Annotated in this window: 17 protein-coding genes; 10 read left to right on the top strand and 7 right to left on the bottom strand. The window is 71.9% G+C overall.

The window, feature by feature from the left end; all coding sequences use genetic code 11:
- The first annotated feature begins 126 nt into the window (after window positions 1-126).
- The 3 genes from AS97_RS16820 to AS97_RS16810 all read left to right on the top strand — a co-directional run bounded on the left by AS97_RS16820 (window position 127) and on the right by AS97_RS16810 (window position 4,949).
- Window positions 127-2,385: an MMPL family transporter gene (locus AS97_RS16820; protein ID WP_247204397.1), complete on the top strand. Its 2,259-nt coding sequence runs from the start codon at window positions 127-129 to the stop codon at window positions 2,383-2,385.
- 243 nt (window positions 2,386-2,628) lie between these two features.
- The gene (locus AS97_RS16815; protein ID WP_210565217.1) at window positions 2,629-4,131 is read left to right on the top strand and encodes a sensor histidine kinase; all 1,503 of its coding nucleotides are present in this window, start codon (window positions 2,629-2,631) and stop codon (window positions 4,129-4,131) included.
- Window positions 4,132-4,193: 62 nt separating this feature from the next.
- Complete coding sequence (locus AS97_RS16810) at window positions 4,194-4,949, top strand: response regulator transcription factor (protein WP_282615683.1); 756 nt, start codon at window positions 4,194-4,196, stop codon at window positions 4,947-4,949.
- A gap of 38 nt (window positions 4,950-4,987) precedes the next feature.
- Here the strand turns inward: AS97_RS16810 and AS97_RS16805 are convergent, their stop codons facing one another.
- Together AS97_RS16805 and AS97_RS16800 are read right to left on the bottom strand one after the other, a co-directional pair.
- On the bottom strand, window positions 4,988-6,094 hold the full coding sequence (locus AS97_RS16805; RefSeq protein ID WP_059146350.1) for a glycosyl hydrolase family 18 protein: 1,107 nt from the start codon (window positions 6,092-6,094) through the stop codon (window positions 4,988-4,990).
- A gap of 158 nt (window positions 6,095-6,252) precedes the next feature.
- Window positions 6,253-6,897 (bottom strand): GNAT family protein, encoded by a 645-nt coding sequence (locus tag AS97_RS16800; protein WP_210565216.1) that lies wholly within the window; start codon window positions 6,895-6,897, stop codon window positions 6,253-6,255.
- A 101-nt stretch (window positions 6,898-6,998) separates the two neighbouring features.
- Here AS97_RS16800 and AS97_RS16795 point away from each other — a divergent pair, with 101 nt between their 5' ends.
- From AS97_RS16795 to AS97_RS16785, 3 genes are all read left to right on the top strand, one after another.
- Window positions 6,999-7,208: a helix-turn-helix domain-containing protein gene (locus AS97_RS16795; RefSeq protein ID WP_018087470.1), complete on the top strand. Its 210-nt coding sequence runs from the start codon at window positions 6,999-7,001 to the stop codon at window positions 7,206-7,208.
- Complete coding sequence (locus tag AS97_RS16790) at window positions 7,208-7,915, top strand: Clp protease N-terminal domain-containing protein (protein ID WP_210565215.1); 708 nt, start codon at window positions 7,208-7,210, stop codon at window positions 7,913-7,915. Before AS97_RS16795 ends, AS97_RS16790 begins: the two co-directional genes overlap by 1 nt.
- Before the next feature lie 72 nt (window positions 7,916-7,987).
- Window positions 7,988-8,536, top strand: a complete 549-nt coding sequence (locus tag AS97_RS16785; protein ID WP_086706473.1) for an N-acetyltransferase — start codon at window positions 7,988-7,990, stop codon at window positions 8,534-8,536.
- A gap of 124 nt (window positions 8,537-8,660) precedes the next feature.
- On the opposite strand, the gene AS97_RS16780 is transcribed toward AS97_RS16785, so the two are convergent.
- The gene (locus tag AS97_RS16780; RefSeq protein WP_247204396.1) at window positions 8,661-8,951 is read right to left on the bottom strand and encodes a hypothetical protein; all 291 of its coding nucleotides are present in this window, start codon (window positions 8,949-8,951) and stop codon (window positions 8,661-8,663) included.
- Window positions 8,952-9,106: 155 nt separating this feature from the next.
- Here AS97_RS16780 and AS97_RS16775 point away from each other — a divergent pair, with 155 nt between their 5' ends.
- Window positions 9,107-9,472 (top strand): MmcQ/YjbR family DNA-binding protein, encoded by a 366-nt coding sequence (locus AS97_RS16775; protein WP_059146347.1) that lies wholly within the window; start codon window positions 9,107-9,109, stop codon window positions 9,470-9,472.
- 42 nt (window positions 9,473-9,514) lie between these two features.
- Here the strand turns inward: AS97_RS16775 and AS97_RS16770 are convergent, their stop codons facing one another.
- Together AS97_RS16770 and AS97_RS16765 are read right to left on the bottom strand one after the other, a co-directional pair.
- Window positions 9,515-9,988 (bottom strand): carboxymuconolactone decarboxylase family protein, encoded by a 474-nt coding sequence (locus tag AS97_RS16770; RefSeq protein ID WP_210565214.1) that lies wholly within the window; start codon window positions 9,986-9,988, stop codon window positions 9,515-9,517.
- A gap of 185 nt (window positions 9,989-10,173) precedes the next feature.
- Window positions 10,174-11,115 (bottom strand): amidohydrolase family protein, encoded by a 942-nt coding sequence (locus tag AS97_RS16765; RefSeq protein WP_210565213.1) that lies wholly within the window; start codon window positions 11,113-11,115, stop codon window positions 10,174-10,176.
- A 59-nt stretch (window positions 11,116-11,174) separates the two neighbouring features.
- Here AS97_RS16765 and AS97_RS16760 point away from each other — a divergent pair, with 59 nt between their 5' ends.
- Complete coding sequence (locus AS97_RS16760; RefSeq protein ID WP_059146344.1) at window positions 11,175-11,726, top strand: MarR family transcriptional regulator; 552 nt, start codon at window positions 11,175-11,177, stop codon at window positions 11,724-11,726.
- A 249-nt stretch (window positions 11,727-11,975) separates the two neighbouring features.
- Here the strand turns inward: AS97_RS16760 and AS97_RS16755 are convergent, their stop codons facing one another.
- Window positions 11,976-12,179 (bottom strand): hypothetical protein, encoded by a 204-nt coding sequence (locus AS97_RS16755; RefSeq protein WP_059146343.1) that lies wholly within the window; start codon window positions 12,177-12,179, stop codon window positions 11,976-11,978.
- A 283-nt stretch (window positions 12,180-12,462) separates the two neighbouring features.
- Window positions 12,463-12,891, bottom strand: coding sequence for an ATP-binding protein (locus AS97_RS16750; RefSeq protein WP_059146342.1), 429 nt, complete (start codon window positions 12,889-12,891; stop codon window positions 12,463-12,465).
- A 164-nt stretch (window positions 12,892-13,055) separates the two neighbouring features.
- On the opposite strand from AS97_RS16750, the gene AS97_RS16745 reads away from it, so the two are divergent.
- Together AS97_RS16745 and AS97_RS16740 are read left to right on the top strand one after the other, a co-directional pair.
- On the top strand, window positions 13,056-13,904 hold the full coding sequence (locus tag AS97_RS16745; RefSeq protein ID WP_059146341.1) for a Scr1 family TA system antitoxin-like transcriptional regulator: 849 nt from the start codon (window positions 13,056-13,058) through the stop codon (window positions 13,902-13,904).
- Window positions 13,905-13,914: 10 nt separating this feature from the next.
- Window positions 13,915-14,118, top strand: a complete 204-nt coding sequence (locus AS97_RS16740) for a DUF397 domain-containing protein (RefSeq protein ID WP_059146340.1) — start codon at window positions 13,915-13,917, stop codon at window positions 14,116-14,118.
- Window positions 14,119-14,131 lie beyond the last annotated feature (13 nt).

Raw genomic sequence — 14,131 nt, 5'->3', positions numbered from 1 at the left:
CGGGAATTCCGGTTCGTCTCCGTACTCCCCAGGGAGTAATCGGCCCTGTCCCGCCCCCGGCGCAGTAGCCGCCATCTCCGTCGCCGGCGCGACGTATCGGCGCCCCCGCGCCGGAAGCCTGGGGGCATGCAGACGACATCGTCAGGGGTCCCGAGCGATCCCCATCAACCGGACGCGGCGCCGCCCTCCGCGGCCGGGCCGCCCTCCGCGGCCGGGCCGCCCTCCGCGGCCGGGCCGCCCTCCGCGGCCGGGCCGCCCTCCGGGCCCGGCGGCAAGCGACGCCGCTCACTGCCTTGGGCGCTCATCGCGGGCTGGGTGCTGCTGCTCCTCGTCGCCGTCCCGTTCGCGGGCAAGCTCGAGGGCGTCAAGCGGGACACGGCCGTCGGCTACCTCCCGGCGGGCGCCGACTCCACCCGGGTGGCCCGGCTCCAGGAGCGGCTGCCCGGTGGCGACACCATCGACCTCGTCCTCGTCTACCACCGCGACGGCGGGCTGACCGACGCCGACCGTAAGGCGGCCGGCGGGAAGGTCGCCGAGGTGGCGGGGCGCCACGACATCGTCGGCGGGCAGGCGCCGCGCGCCATACCGTCCAAGGACGGCACGACCCTGATGTACCCCATGGCGCTCACCGGCGTGACGGACGAGAAGGAGCGGGCCGACGCCGTCAGGGACGTCCGCGCCGAGCTCGCCTCCCACCCCGAGGGCCTGAGCGTCCAGGTCGGCGGTCCAGGGGCGCTCAGCGCCGACTCGCAGGAGGTCTTCGCCTCCACCGACGGCACGCTGATGTTCGCCACCGCCGGGGTGGTCGCCCTGCTGCTGATCATCACCTATCGCAGCCCCCTGCTGTGGCTGGTTCCGCTGGGGGTGGTCGGGGTCGCCGCCATGGCCGCGATGGCGCTCGTCTACGGCCTCGTCCAGGGCTTCGACCTCGTCGTCACCAGCATGAGCTCCTCGATCATGACGGTGCTGGTCTTCGGCGCGGGCACCGACTACGCCCTGCTGATCGTCTCCCGCTACCGCGAGGAGCTCCGCCGCCACCGTGCCCCGTACGACGCGATGCGCGAGGCCCTGCGCGGCTGCGGTCCGGCCGTGCTCGCCTCCAGCGGCACCGTCGCCGCCGGGCTGCTGTGCCTGCTCGCCGCCGACCTCAACAGCAGCAGCGGACTGGGCCCGGTCGGCGCGGTCGGGGTCGTCTGCGCGCTGGCGACCATGATGACGCTGCTGCCCGCGGTGCTGGTGCTGCTGGGGCGGCGGGTGTTCTGGCCGCTGATCCCGACCTACGGCAGTGAGCCGCGGGCGACCCGGCGCGGGTTCTTCGAGGCCATGGGTGCCTCGGCCCGCCATCGGCCCGGAGCCGTCCTGCTCGGCGGCGCCGCGCTGCTGGGCGCCCTGGCCATCGGCGTGCTCAATCTGCCCGGCGACCTCAAACAGGACGACACCTTCACCGACAAGCCCGAGTCGGTGGCCGCGACCCAGACCCTCGCCCACGCCTATCCGGACAGCAGCAGCCAGCCCATCAGCGTGATGACGCGCACCACGGGGGCGGACGAGGTGCTGCGGCGGGCGCGCGACACGGAGGGGGTCGCGCGGGCGGACCGCGGACGCAGCGGTGGCGGCTGGACGGAGATCGACGTCTTCCCCCGGGGCGCCCCGCAGACGGCGGGGGAGACCGCCACCCTGCACGCCCTGCGCTCGGGTCTCGTACGGGTCGAGGACGCCGACGCGGTGGTCGGCGGGCCCAGCGCCCAGCAACTCGATCTGAAGGACACCAACGCCCGCGACCGGATGCTGGTCATCCCGCTGGTGCTGATCGCCGTGCTGCTGATCCTCGCGGCCCTGCTGCGCAGTCTCGTCGCGCCGCTGGTCCTGGTCGTCGCCGTGGTCGCCGTATGGGCCGCCGCGATGGGAGTCGGCGGGCTCTTCTTCGACCCGGTCTTCGGCTTCGCCGGAGTGGACCCCGGGCTCCCGCTGCTCTCCTTCGTCTTCCTGGTCGCCCTCGGCGTCGACTACGGCATCTTCCTGATGCACCGGATGCGGGAGGAGTCGCTGCGCGGGGCGGACGTACCGGACGCGGCCGTGACCGCGCTGCGCACTACGGGCGGGGTGATCGCCTCGGCCGGTCTGGTGCTGGCGGCGACCTTCGCGGTGCTGGCCACGCTGCCGATGGTGATGCTGGTCGAGATGGGGTTCGTGGTGGCGGTCGGCGTGCTGCTCGACACCTTCCTCGTGCGGACGTATCTGGTGACGTCGGCGAGCCTGCTGCTCAAGCGATGGGTGTGGTGGCCGGGTGCCCTCTTCCGCCGTACGCCCGCCGCACCGGCCCCGGCCGTCCAGGACGGACCCGCCGCCGGGTCCCGTCCGGAACCGGCCGTACGCGGCGGCTGACGCCGTCCCTCAGCCCGGACCGGCCGCACGGGGGACGGCCGGTCCGACACGCCCGGTCCGGGACACCCTTCGTACCGACCCAGGCCGACCCAGGCAGACCCAGGCAGACCCAGGCCGCCCCCAGGCGCTCTGTGGCCGCTCTCCGGACCCGTAGGCCGCTCTCCGGACCCGTACCCATGGGATCCTTACCGCCCTGGGCGACGCATACAGCCCTATGGATCGGCCCGAGGCGGATCCCCGAGGATGGAGCCCGTGCCCGTGCCTCCTACGACCCACTCCGCGACCAACCCGCCGGAGCGTGCCGCCGACGCCCCGCATCCCGCGGCGCGCTCCGCCGTCCACCGCGCGGTCGCCTCCGCGTCGCGCGCCCTGCACAACGGCCCCCGCCCGGCCGAGGCCCCGGAGGACGCCCGCAGACGGCGGCGGGTGGACGCCCGGATCGCCGGTGCGGTGCTGGTCCTCCAGGTGGTTCTGGCGCTGCTCAACCCCGACCGGAACGGCCACCGCCCGGACACGTTCGGCTGGGCGCTGCTCGTCGCCAGCGCCATGGTGCTCATCGGGCGGCGGCACAGCCCGATGCTGGTCACCGTGATGGTGGTGTTCATGGTCGGGCCGTACCACGCCATGGACAACGTCCATATCGCGGTCGTCCCGGCCGGGCTCCTCGCCGTCTACACGCTCGCCGTCATCGGCCCGCCGCTGCGGTCCTTCCTCACCGTCACCGCCGTGATCTCGATCATGGTGTCGGCGATGACCCTGAGCGGCAAGCCGCACGCCGGCCTCGACATGCTGCGCACCTCCGGCTGGGTGCTGTCGGTCGTGGTGATCGGCGAGGCGGTGCGCATCCACCGCAAGTACATCGCCGCGATCCTGGAGCGGGCCGAACGCGCGGAGCGGACCCGCGAGGACGAGGCGGCCCGGCGGGTCGCAGAGGAACGGCTGCGCATCGCCCGCGATCTGCACGATCTGCTCGCGCACAGCATCACCCTCATCGGCGTCCAGACCTCGGTCGCGGCGCATGTCCTGATCGCCGACCCCGAACGGCTGGACCGCGAGGCGATGGCCAAGTCGCTCGACTCGATCGCCGACACCTGCCGGGACGCCCGCGCCGAGCTCCGGGCCACCCTCCAGGTGCTCCGCGGCGGCGCGGGCGGCGACGCCGACCACGCGGACGAGGAGGACACCGGGCCGCTGCCGGGGCTCGCCGGACTCGCCGACCTGGCGGCGGCGGCGGAGGCGGCGGGCGTCCGTGTGGACCTTACGGTCGACGTGGAGGCGTCCGAACTGGCGCCCGCCGTGGGCGCCGCCGCGTACCGGATCGTGCAGGAGGCCCTGACCAACGCCGTTCGCCACGCGCCCGGTACGAGGGTGCGGATCACGCTCGTACGGGACGAGGGGGAGCTGAGCGTCGCCGCCGTGGACGACGGGCCCAGGGGCGAGGGCGAGCCCCTTACCGTGCCCGTCGAGACGGGCTACGGCATCGTGGGCATGCGTGAGCGGGCCCGCAGCGTCGCGGGCACCCTGTCCGCCGGACCGCGCGAGGACGGCCCCGGCTTCGCGATCAGGGCCGCGCTGCCGTGGGGGAGGAGCGGCCCGCCCGGCGGCCGTACGGGCGCAGGCACCGGCACAGGTACCACCGCTGGTACCGGCGCAGGCACCGGCACAGGTACCACCCCTGATGTCGGCACCGGCACTGGTACCGGCACCGGACAGACCGTCGCAGCGCCCAGGGAGGCCACCGCATGACGACCGCACCGGACCCGGCACCGGGGACCAGCCCAGCGGACCCGGCGTCAGGTACTGCCCCCGTGGATTCCGCCTCCGGCGCCGCCGCACCGGATCCGGCGTCCGGCAGCGCCGCACCGGATCCGGCGTCCGGCACCGCCGCGCCGATCAGGGTGCTGCTCGCCGACGACCAGAGGCTGGTCCGTTCCGCCTTCGCCATGCTGGTCTCCTCGGCCCGTGACATGGACGTGGTCGGGCAGGCGGGCACCGGCCGCGAGGCCGTCGAACTGGCCCGCACCGCCCGCGCCGACCTCGTGGTCATGGATATCCGGATGCCCGACCTCGACGGCATCGAAGCGACCCGCCGCATCGCCGCCGACGAGGACCTCGCCGGTGTCAGGGTCCTCGTCCTGACGACCTACGACACCGACGAGCACATCGTCGAGGCGCTGCGCGCGGGTGCGTCCGGCTTCCTGGTGAAGGACACCCGGCCCGCCGAACTCCTGGACGCCATACGGACGGTGGCGGCGGGGGAGTCCCTGCTCTCGCCCGGCCCCACCGCCCGCCTCATCGCCCGCGTCCTGCGGCTCCCGGACGCCCCGCCGCCCGGCGCCCCGGCCCCCGCCGCACTGGCCGCGCTCTCCGAGCGCGAGCGCCAGGTGCTCGCCCTCGTCGCCCGCGGCCTCAACAACGCCGAGGCCGCCCAGACCCTCGGTCTCTCACCGCTCACCACCAAGACCCATGTCAGCCGCATCATGGGCAAGCTGGGCGCCCGCGACCGCGCCCAACTGGTCATCGCGGCCTACGAGTCCGGCCTGGTCACCCCGTCCCGCTCCTGACCGGGCGCCCCCGAGCCGGACGCCCGCCCAGAGCGCTGTCAGTCCGCCCCGCGTCGCCCCCAGCCGTCCCGGTACGCCGCCCAGTCGTCGTCCGTCGCCGCGTAGTCCACGTACAGCGCCACTCCGAAGCGCTCACGCCGCCGGTCCTCGCGGCCGAGGCCGAGGCGGGCGCCGCGCACCGCCGCCGGGACGGTTTCCGCCCAGGCGTGACGGCCGAAGTTGTTGGTGTGATAGCCGGGGAGGCCCATCAGCAGATCCGTGGTCGGCGGGGTGACCTCGAGCGCGAGTTCCGTCTGCTGGGCCACATAGCCGCCGTAGAGGCTCTCCAGCGGCATCGAGGTGTCGTACGACATCACCGCGATCTGGTCGACCCGCCGTGCCACTTGCCCGAAGTACGACTGCGACCACCACTTGGGGTGGCCGGTGAGGAATCCCGCGACCGAGTGAAGGGCGGGCAGCGGGTCGATCTGGTGGGCCGCGACCGACAGCGGGACGTGGCGGGGACGGGTGAGGGCGTGCAGCGCGTCGAGGAGGGCGAGATAGGCGCGGTCCTCGGAGTGCAGCGGCTCCAGGTCGAAGTGGACGCCGTCGAACCCCGCGTCCAGCACCTGCCGTGCCGAGGCCACGATCCGGGTGCGGTTGTCGCCGTCGGCGAGGCTGAGCCCGGTCGGGCCCTCGGTGTCCAGCACGTCGCCGAGCCACGCCTGGACGCGGACGCCGGGCAGTTCGCGATGGACCGCCTTCAGCAGCCACCCCGCTTTCGGGTAGCGGCCTCGGGGCAGGCTGCCGTCATGCTCCAACGGGCCCGCGTGGACGTACAGATCGCGGATCCCGGTGCCGCGCACCCGCCGCACCAGCCCTTGGAGTTCGGCCTCGCCCTTGCGGCCGTCCACCCACGCGTGTCCGATCCATACGGCGTCCCGGCCCCGGGTCTGTGTACCGGGCCCGGGATCGCCCGCGTACAGCAGCCGCAGGGAGATCCCGGCGGCGACTACGGCCAGCACCAGGCAGCCGACGAAGGCGGCCACGATCCGCTTGGGCCATTTCAGCCGCGGATGGCGCCAGCGGCGCAGGAACGCCTTGCGCAGACGCCGGAGCGAGGCGCGCCCCTTGGCCAGAGGCTTCGATATATGAGGTTTGACCACGGAAGGGAGGGTAACCAGCGCCGTGCGAACGCGGTTGCCCGCGCGAGGGCACGGCTACCTGACGTGCCCGCCATGGATGCCACCTCCATGAGCCGCACCGACCCCCTCAAACCCCCGTAGAGCGGGCGATGCGGCGTACTCTCACATCAAGGCGCCCGTCACGGAGCCCCGAACAGCGGGCGGCACGGCTCCAGTCCGGCCATCTCGACCGGGGTGGTGCGGTGTTCCTCCCAGGCCGCGCGGTCCAGCCGCAGCCGCTGAATGGTGCGTGCCTCGCCCCTTACGGCGACCATGGACAGCCCGTCGGGGCGGTAGCCGAGCCGCCGGGAGACCCCCAAGGAGCGGCCGTTCTCCACCATCGCGCCCGAGGTCAGCGACAGCGCGCCCAGGCCCTCGAACGCCAGGTGCGCCACCGCGGCCCGCATCTCCGTGCCCAGACCCTTGCCCTGATGGGTCGCGCCCAGCCAGGAGCCCGTCTCGGCCTCTCGCGTGACCGCGAATTCGGTCGCGAAGAGGTCCTGCCGCCCGATCGCCGCGCCCTCGTACAGCACCGCGAGGCTCAGTGCCCACTTCTCCGGCCGCCACTCGGCGATCGTGCCCAGTAGATGCTGGAAGGAGCTGCGTCCGCGCTCCTCCGGGGGCGCGTCGGTCCAGGGGATGCTGAAGGGCATCTCGGCCGGGTCGTGCACCCCGTCCGCCGCGACCGCGGCGAGTTCGTCGAGCAGGGGGATGTCGGGAAGCCGCAGTTCCAGGCGCGGCGTACGAAGGCGAAGGCCGTACAGGGGCCAGTAATGGGGGTCCATGACGGGAGGCTGCCGGACGTACGGCCACCGCGTCGAACCAATTACGCCCCCATTCGTCAACTCATGTTGACAGCGGCGGGGCGTCAACCTACATTGACACCATGACCGAAGCAACGGATCTCGCCGAGCGCGCGGGCGACCGGGACCCCCGGGTCGGACTGCGTGCCGTCGCCGCGCTGCGCCGGCTGCTGGAGCAACTGGAGGCCGTTCAGGTGCGCAGCGCCCGCGCCCAGGGCTGGTCGTGGCAGGAGATCGCCGCCGAACTGGGCGTCAGCAGGCAGGCGGTCCACAAGAAGCACGGGAGGCGTTGATGTTCGAGAGGTTCACCACCAGTGCCCGCGAGGTCGTACGCGGCGCCGTCCGCCACGCGGAGGACACCGGGGCCGACACGGTCGGCGAGGCCGAGCTGCTGCTCGCGCTCCTGGACCGTACGGACGGCGACCGTAAGGGCGGCAGCGCTACCGGCGGCAACCGTACGGAGGATCCCGGCGGCCGTAAGGACCGCAGCCGTACCCGCGGCGACCGTAAGGGCAGCCCCGCCGCCGAGGTTCTCACCGCCCTCGGCGCGCACGGCCGCCGCGCCTCGATCGAGCGGGCTCTGGCCGAGGTCCGTCGGCGCGGGGGCATCACCGGCGCCGATGCGGAGGCGCTGGCCGGGTTCGGCATCGATGTGGACGAGATCGTCGCGCGGGTGGAGGAGGCCCATGGCGTGGGCGCCCTCGCCGCGGCCGGGTCGACCCCGGGAGCGACCCCCGGCCCCACCGCCGGATCCGCCTCCGCACGCGCTCCCCGCCGCGGCAGGCGCCCCCTGCGCCGCCCGTTCTCCCGGGAGGCCAAGTCGGTGCTGGAGCGCTCGCTGCGGATCGCCCTCGCCCGCGGCGACAAGTACATCGGTGATGAGCATCTGCTGCTCGCCCTCACCGCCCGCCCCGGTGTCGCCGCGCATGTCCTGGCCGATCACGACGTGACGTACATCCAGGTCGAACGGGTCCTCACCGCCCGCGCCACGAAGGGCTGACCCCGAGCCCGTCCCGCGCGACGGCGCACAATTGGTTTGCTACCGCACCGGGTTGGGACGCATCCTGACCCGATGTTGATCCGACGAGAGACCCACTCCGACATCGACGCCATCCGGGCCGTCACCTCGGCCGCGTTCGCGAAGTCGGACACCTCGGATACCACGGGTACTCCGGATCCCCCGGTCGCGGTCGAGACCACGCTGCTGGACGAACTCCGGATCAGCGACGGCTGGTTGCCCGCGCTGTCGTTCGTCGCCACCGGCGACCGGGACGAGGTGATCGGACATGTCGTCTGCACCCGCGGCCATGTCGGCTCCGACCTGGCCCTCGCCCTCGGTCTCGGCCCGCTCAGCGTGCACCCCGCCCATCAGCGCCGCGGCGTCGGCCAGGCCCTCGTCCACGCGGTGCTCGGCGCCGCGGACGCCTTCGGTGAATCGCTGGTGGCCCTGCTGGGCAGCCCCGCCTATTACGGCCGGTTCGGCTTCCGCCCGTCAACCGATTACGGCATCACGGCCCCGGATCCGGCCTGGGGCGACTATTTCCAGGTCCGGACCCTGACCGCCTATCAGCCCACCCTCAAGGGGGCCTTCGCGTACGCCGAGCCGTTCAACCACGTCTGAGCCCGCGGCCGGCAGCCCGCGGCCCGGAACGCGGGCCCCGGGCCCCGGACCGACGCAGGACCCCGGACCCCGGACCCCGGACCTCGTGCCCCGGACCACCGAGCCCCAGGCCGCGAGCCGGAGCTCACTGGATCGGCGCGTCGGGCGGCGGCGGCAGCCGGACGATCTGTTCCCGGTCCACCGACTCGACGCCGTCCACCGCCTCCAGAACCGGGATCCGGTCCTCGGCGATGGTCCCGGACAGCGCCCCGAGGATCTGCTGCTCACCGGTGACCGTCGGCCCGGCCCGCCGCGCGGCCTCCACGACCTGGGCGAACCGGTCCGGGTCGACTGAGAGGATGACGCCGGCGGATGGGCCCCGGACCGCAGACGGGCGCCGGTGTGCCGCAAGCGCGTGGAATCGCGTTTTCGGCACGTTATGCACGGGCCGTGACAGCAACGACGAGCGTTTCCGCGGAGCCTGCGCGGATTCTCGCCGGTCGGCTGTCGGAGGGCTGGGCTACGGTGGGTTCGTTGTCGCACCCCTTGAGCCTTTTCGGCCGAGTACGTCGAGTACGAGGAGAATCCGGAGTGACCCCCGAACAACTGCGGTCCTTCTGCCTCTCCTTCAACGCGGTGGCGGAGGAGTCCCCGTTCTCCCGCCACCCGGAGGTCTCGACCTTCAAGGTGCTCGGCAAGATCTTCGCCCTGACGACGCTGGACGCGCGTCCCCTCACGGTGAACCTGAAGTGCGACCCGGCGGACGCGGGCCGGCTCCGTGAGGGGCATCCGGGGCTGATCATCCCGGGGTGGCATATGAACAAGCGCCACTGGAACACGGTGACGGTCGACGGCGACCTCCCGGACCGGCTGGTCCGGGAGCTTATCGAGGACTCCTACGACCTGGTGGTCGCGGGGCTGCCGAAGGCCGATCGCCTCCGGCTCGACCGCCCGTGAGGGCTTCCAACGGCGGACGCCGGGCGGACGCCGGGCCGGGTCTCAGCCGAACTGGCCGGGCTGGTAGTCCCCGGCGGGCTGCTGGACGATGACGTTCAGGCGGTTGTAGGTGTTGATGATGGCGATGATGGCCACCAGGGCGGCGAGCTGTTCCTCGTCGTAGTGCTTGGCCGCGTTCGCCCACACCTCGTCCGTGACACCCCCGGCCGCGTCGGCGATGCGCGTGCCCTGCTCCGCCAGCTCCAGGGCGGCGCGCTCGGCATCGGTGAACACCGTGGCCTCCCGCCAGACCGCCACCAGGTGGAGGCGCGTCGAGGTCTCGCCGGCCTTCGCGGCCTCCTTGGTGTGCATGTCGGTGCAGAAGCCGCAGCCATTGATCTGGCTGGCGCGGAGCTTCACCAGCTCCTGCGTCGCGGTCGGCAGCGCCGATTCCGTGACCGCCTTGCCCGCGGAATTGAGGTGCCTCAGGGCCGTGCCGAGGAGCGGGCTGCCGAAGAGGTTCAAGCGAGCATCCATGATGGGTTCTCCTATGCCGTTGCCGTGCTGACACCTCCCTGACGGAACGGCTCGGGGAGATGTGACAGGACCGCATGTGGCCTGCGTCTCCATCCCGGCGGTGAGGCGGTGAGGCGGCGAGGCGGCGAGCCGGTGAGGCGGTGAGGCGGCGAGGCAGCCAGGCGGCCGGGCAGCGAGGCGGCGGGTCAGCGGACGAGGCGGGGGAAGAGCGCCTCGGCGTTGCCGCGGTCGATGGCCTCGGCCTGGCCGGGGGCGTAGTCGGGGTAGGTCTCCAGGTAGTGGTTGTAGTAGGTGCCGGCGTCCTGGGGCGCGAAGGGCCAGTCGCTGCCGTAGAGGACGTGACCGGGCTCGGCGAAGGCCAGCAGCGCGGGCAGGGCGCTGGGGCTGGCCGACAGGGCGGTGTCGAAGTAGAACCGCTTCAGGTCGCGCAGGAGGTCCTCGGCGTTGCGCTCACGGTCGACGGTGGAGGCCAGGCCGGAGAAGCGGTACGCGGCGTAGGGCAGGAAGCCGCCGCCGTGGGAGAGGATCACGCGCAGGTTCGGGTAGCGGCTCATGACGCCGTTCAGCACCAGGTTGAGGGCGGTGCGCGTGGTGTCGAAGACGTAGTCGGCGAGCGGGGCGGGGGTGCCGGGCAGCAGCGGCATCGGCGGCTGGGCGGGGTGGACGAAGACGGTGGCGCCGCGGCGGTCGAGTTCGGCCCACAGGGGTTCGAAGTCGGGGTCGCCGAGGTAGCGGCCGTGGGCGTTGGACATCAGGACGACGCCGTCGGCACCCAGGGTGTCCAGCGCGTGCGCGGTCTCGGCCAGGGCGGCGTCCACGTCGGGCAGCGGAACGCTGGCGAAGTGGCCGAAGCGGCCGGCGTGGTCCCTGACGACATCGGCGCCGTACTCGTTGACCGCGCGGGCGAGGTCGCGCGCCTGTGCGTCGCTGCCCAGGTGGATGCCGGGGGAGGTGACCGACAGTACGCCGGTGGCGATGCCCTGCTGGTCCATCATCGCGAGGGCGCTGGTCGGGCTCCAGGCGGGGATGGCCCAGCCGCCGGAGTCGAGGCCGTGCGCGGCGAGGGTCTCGGCCCAGAGGGGCGGGACGATGTGCTGGTGGACGTCGATACGGGCGGGGAAGGTCATGATGATGAGCCTCCTAGTACTTAGGTTGCTAACCAATCTTATTTAGTAAGCTAACAATCATGCGAGAGGCAGGCAACCAAGAGGCGGGCGGACCAGGGCCCGGCCCCGTGCCCGACCCCGCCCCCGAAGCGGGCGTGGAAGACCTGGCCCAGGCCGCCGACCGGCTCTTCTACGCCATGCGGCGCTCGCGGGCCGCCACCGTCGGCCAGTCCGCGGTCGGCCTGTCCATGTCGCAGGTGGCCCTGCTCGATCCCCTGGCGCAGGATGCCGAGGGGGAGGGCCTGCCGGTCGGCCGCCTGGCGGCCGGCGCCGAGGTCAGCGTGCCCACCGCGACCCGCATGCTCCAGCAACTGGAGGCCAAGGGCGTGATCACGCGCCGTCGCTCCCCGCAGGACGAGCGCCAGGTCCTCGTCCGCCTCACCGAAGAAGGCGCCGAACGCCTCACGGCGATGCAGACCGAGCTACGGGCGCGCCAGTACGAGGCGCTGTCGCAGTTCACCCCGCAGGAGCGCCGCGCCCTGGCCGCGCAACTGCACCGCCTGACCGGCATGATCAGCGCAATCACCCCGGGCCCGGCGGGAACCCCACCGGGAACAGGGGCCGCCCCATAGCGACGGCGGCCTACTGGGAGTCGGTGCCCCGTTTAGGCGACCCGCCCACCGCCTCGGACCGCTTCGACCTGCACGCCGACGGCCTGACCGACCTGGCCGACCAACTCGACAAGCTCCAGGGCGCTTGATCCATTACGGGGCTCAGGCGATACCCCGCTTCGCGCGCTCGGCATCGATGAGCTCTTCCATGCTGATCCGAAGACCTTAAGGGCACCCTCGGACAACCGACCTTCACGCCGTGAGGAGTGCTCAGTCCCGGAATGAACCATCCGCCCTGCGCGAGTGCCGCGACAGCAGGTGCTTGCACTGCGGGCAGTGCCGCCTGAACCCCTTCTTGACCAGATAGCTGATGCCGATCGTCACCACATGCATCAGCCCCACCGCCGCGTTCTGGAGCAGCCGCCCCAGCCACGACCTCGTACACGTCTCACAGTCCCGGCAACCGTCCGCCATGGCGCATTCCCCCCACTCGTCGTCCGTTGTGCCCGTGCTGACCTGCTCTGTAGAACCAGTGTGCGCAATGGAGAACGCCGCACGGCCGCCAACTGCCGCCCCACCGCCAGGTTGTGACCGCCCCAGATCGCACCCAGCACACGGCTGTGACATCGCGGATCACGCGGATCACTTCGGACGGTCCGTACATCCGTGCCGCCCCACCAAATCCGTGCCGTGCGCACCAACTTCCTTACCGGGAGGTGATGTAGCGGTGGCCGGAGGAGTCCTCTCCGGCCACCCCTCATTCGTTCACCGGCTCGCGCAGCTCGAACCAGATGTGCTTGCTGGTGGGGCGCAGCCGGTATTCCCAGGTGACGCCCCATGCGTAGGCCAGCTCCTGCATCAGGAACAGCCCCCGGCCGCCCTCCTCGTCGGGCGCCGCGTCGCGGGGGTACGGGTGGCGGTCCGGGGAGTCGTCGCGTACGGCGATCGTCGCGATGCGGTCGCGGACGAGGGTGTCGATGTGGATCAGTTGGGTGTTCGTGTGCCGGTTGACGTTCGTCACGGCCTCGGAGACCAGGAGTTTCGCCGTGTCCGCGAGGTCGTGCAGGTCGTTGGCCTGGAGGAGGGCGGCGATGGCGTCCCGGCAGACCCTGGGGCTCTTGGGGGAGTTGGGGGCGCTGAGGCGGTAGGCGTATGGGGGTTCAGTGGTCTCGGCGACTTCGGGCATGACGGTGCTCCCAACGCGGTGCGTGATTGGTTCGATGCGCTGCGCTAGCAGGACCATAAGGCATCGGTGAGCACTCGTGCTACGCCATCATGAAATACATGCTCTCATTGGACGTGTGGGAACGTCTCACGCGAAACTGTGTCCGGAAGCGAAGGGGAGAGCGCATGCCGAGGACGGCGCCGACCGCGAGGCAACGACGCCTCGGTACGGAGCTGCGCAAGATGCGCGAGCACGCTGGGATGAACGTCGCGCAGGCCGCCCAGCAACTGGGCGTGGATAGGACCCGGATCAGCAATACGGAAGCCGGTCGCTTCGGCGTGAGCGAGGAGCGCGTCCGTGCGCTTGCGGCGATCTACTCATGCGGCGACACGGCGTACATCGACGCACTTGTGGACATGGCCCTGGAGCGCGTACAGGGTTGGTGGGAGGAGTACCACGGGAAGCTTCCCGCGGGCGCCCTCGATCTTGCTGAGCTCGAACACCACGCCGTGAGCTTGCGGTCTATGCAGCCCATGCATATCCCGGGGCTTCTTCAGACGGAGGACTACGCCAAAGCCGTGTTCTCCACTGCCGTACCCGACCTGACCGCTGTCGAGCTGCGTCGCAGGCTGTCCCACCGGCTGAGGCGCCGTGATGTGCTGGACAGGGATGACGCCCCGGAGTGCACCTTCCTAGTTCATGAGGCTGCGCTGCGGATGCAGTTCGGCGGGGCCAAAGTGGCCCGTGGCCAGTTGGGGCACCTCTTGGAAGCATCAGAGCGGGACAACGTGGCCGTGCGCGTCATCCCGTTCTCCGCAGGAGGTTTTCCGGGCGCCGGAGCCTCGGTCCTGTACGCGGCCGGGCCGGTGCCACAGTTGGACACGGTGCAGCTCGACGTGGCGACCGGAGTCGCCTTGGTGGACGCGGAGACGCTCGTCACCAATTACTGGCAAGTTTTGGAACGGACACAAGGGCTGTCACTCAGTCCCGAGGACACGCGTGACTTTGTGCGCGCGATCGCAGAACAACTCTGAAGGCGTGGGGATGTCGGACATACGTCAGTGGCGGAAGTCTTCGTACTCGGGTGACGCGGCCAACAACTGCGTCGAGGTCGCGCGGGCTGCCGACGCCGCCGTCCTCCTCCGCGAGAGCGACGAACCCCAGACCGTGATCGCCACCACCCCCGCCGCCCTCCGGGCGCTTGCCCGGGCCGTGAAGGCAGGGCGGTTCGATCATCTGTCCCGCTAGGGGACAATGGGCG

It is taken from the genome of Streptomyces sp. AgN23 (assembly GCF_001598115.1).
GTDB classification, from domain to species: domain Bacteria; phylum Actinomycetota; class Actinomycetes; order Streptomycetales; family Streptomycetaceae; genus Streptomyces; species Streptomyces antimycoticus.
This window is presented reverse-complemented; position numbering and strand designations above follow the sequence as displayed.

Coding starts and splice junctions, on each gene's coding strand:
- AS97_RS16820 (WP_247204397.1), top strand. CDS start 127: ATGCAGACGACATCGTCAGGGGTCCCGAGCGATCCCCATCAACCGGAC.
- AS97_RS16815 (WP_210565217.1), top strand. CDS start 2,629: ATGGAGCCCGTGCCCGTGCCTCCTACGACCCACTCCGCGACCAACCCG.
- AS97_RS16800 (WP_210565216.1), bottom strand. CDS start 6,897: ATGGACCCCCATTACTGGCCCCTGTACGGCCTTCGCCTTCGTACGCCG.
- AS97_RS16795 (WP_018087470.1), top strand. CDS start 6,999: ATGACCGAAGCAACGGATCTCGCCGAGCGCGCGGGCGACCGGGACCCC.
- AS97_RS16790 (WP_210565215.1), top strand. CDS start 7,208: ATGTTCGAGAGGTTCACCACCAGTGCCCGCGAGGTCGTACGCGGCGCC.
- AS97_RS16785 (WP_086706473.1), top strand. CDS start 7,988: ATGTTGATCCGACGAGAGACCCACTCCGACATCGACGCCATCCGGGCC.
- AS97_RS16770 (WP_210565214.1), bottom strand. CDS start 9,988: ATGGATGCTCGCTTGAACCTCTTCGGCAGCCCGCTCCTCGGCACGGCC.
- AS97_RS16765 (WP_210565213.1), bottom strand. CDS start 11,115: ATGACCTTCCCCGCCCGTATCGACGTCCACCAGCACATCGTCCCGCCC.
- AS97_RS16760 (WP_059146344.1), top strand. CDS start 11,175: ATGCGAGAGGCAGGCAACCAAGAGGCGGGCGGACCAGGGCCCGGCCCC.
- AS97_RS16755 (WP_059146343.1), bottom strand. CDS start 12,179: ATGGCGGACGGTTGCCGGGACTGTGAGACGTGTACGAGGTCGTGGCTG.
- AS97_RS16750 (WP_059146342.1), bottom strand. CDS start 12,891: ATGCCCGAAGTCGCCGAGACCACTGAACCCCCATACGCCTACCGCCTC.
- AS97_RS16745 (WP_059146341.1), top strand. CDS start 13,056: ATGCCGAGGACGGCGCCGACCGCGAGGCAACGACGCCTCGGTACGGAG.
- AS97_RS16740 (WP_059146340.1), top strand. CDS start 13,915: ATGTCGGACATACGTCAGTGGCGGAAGTCTTCGTACTCGGGTGACGCG.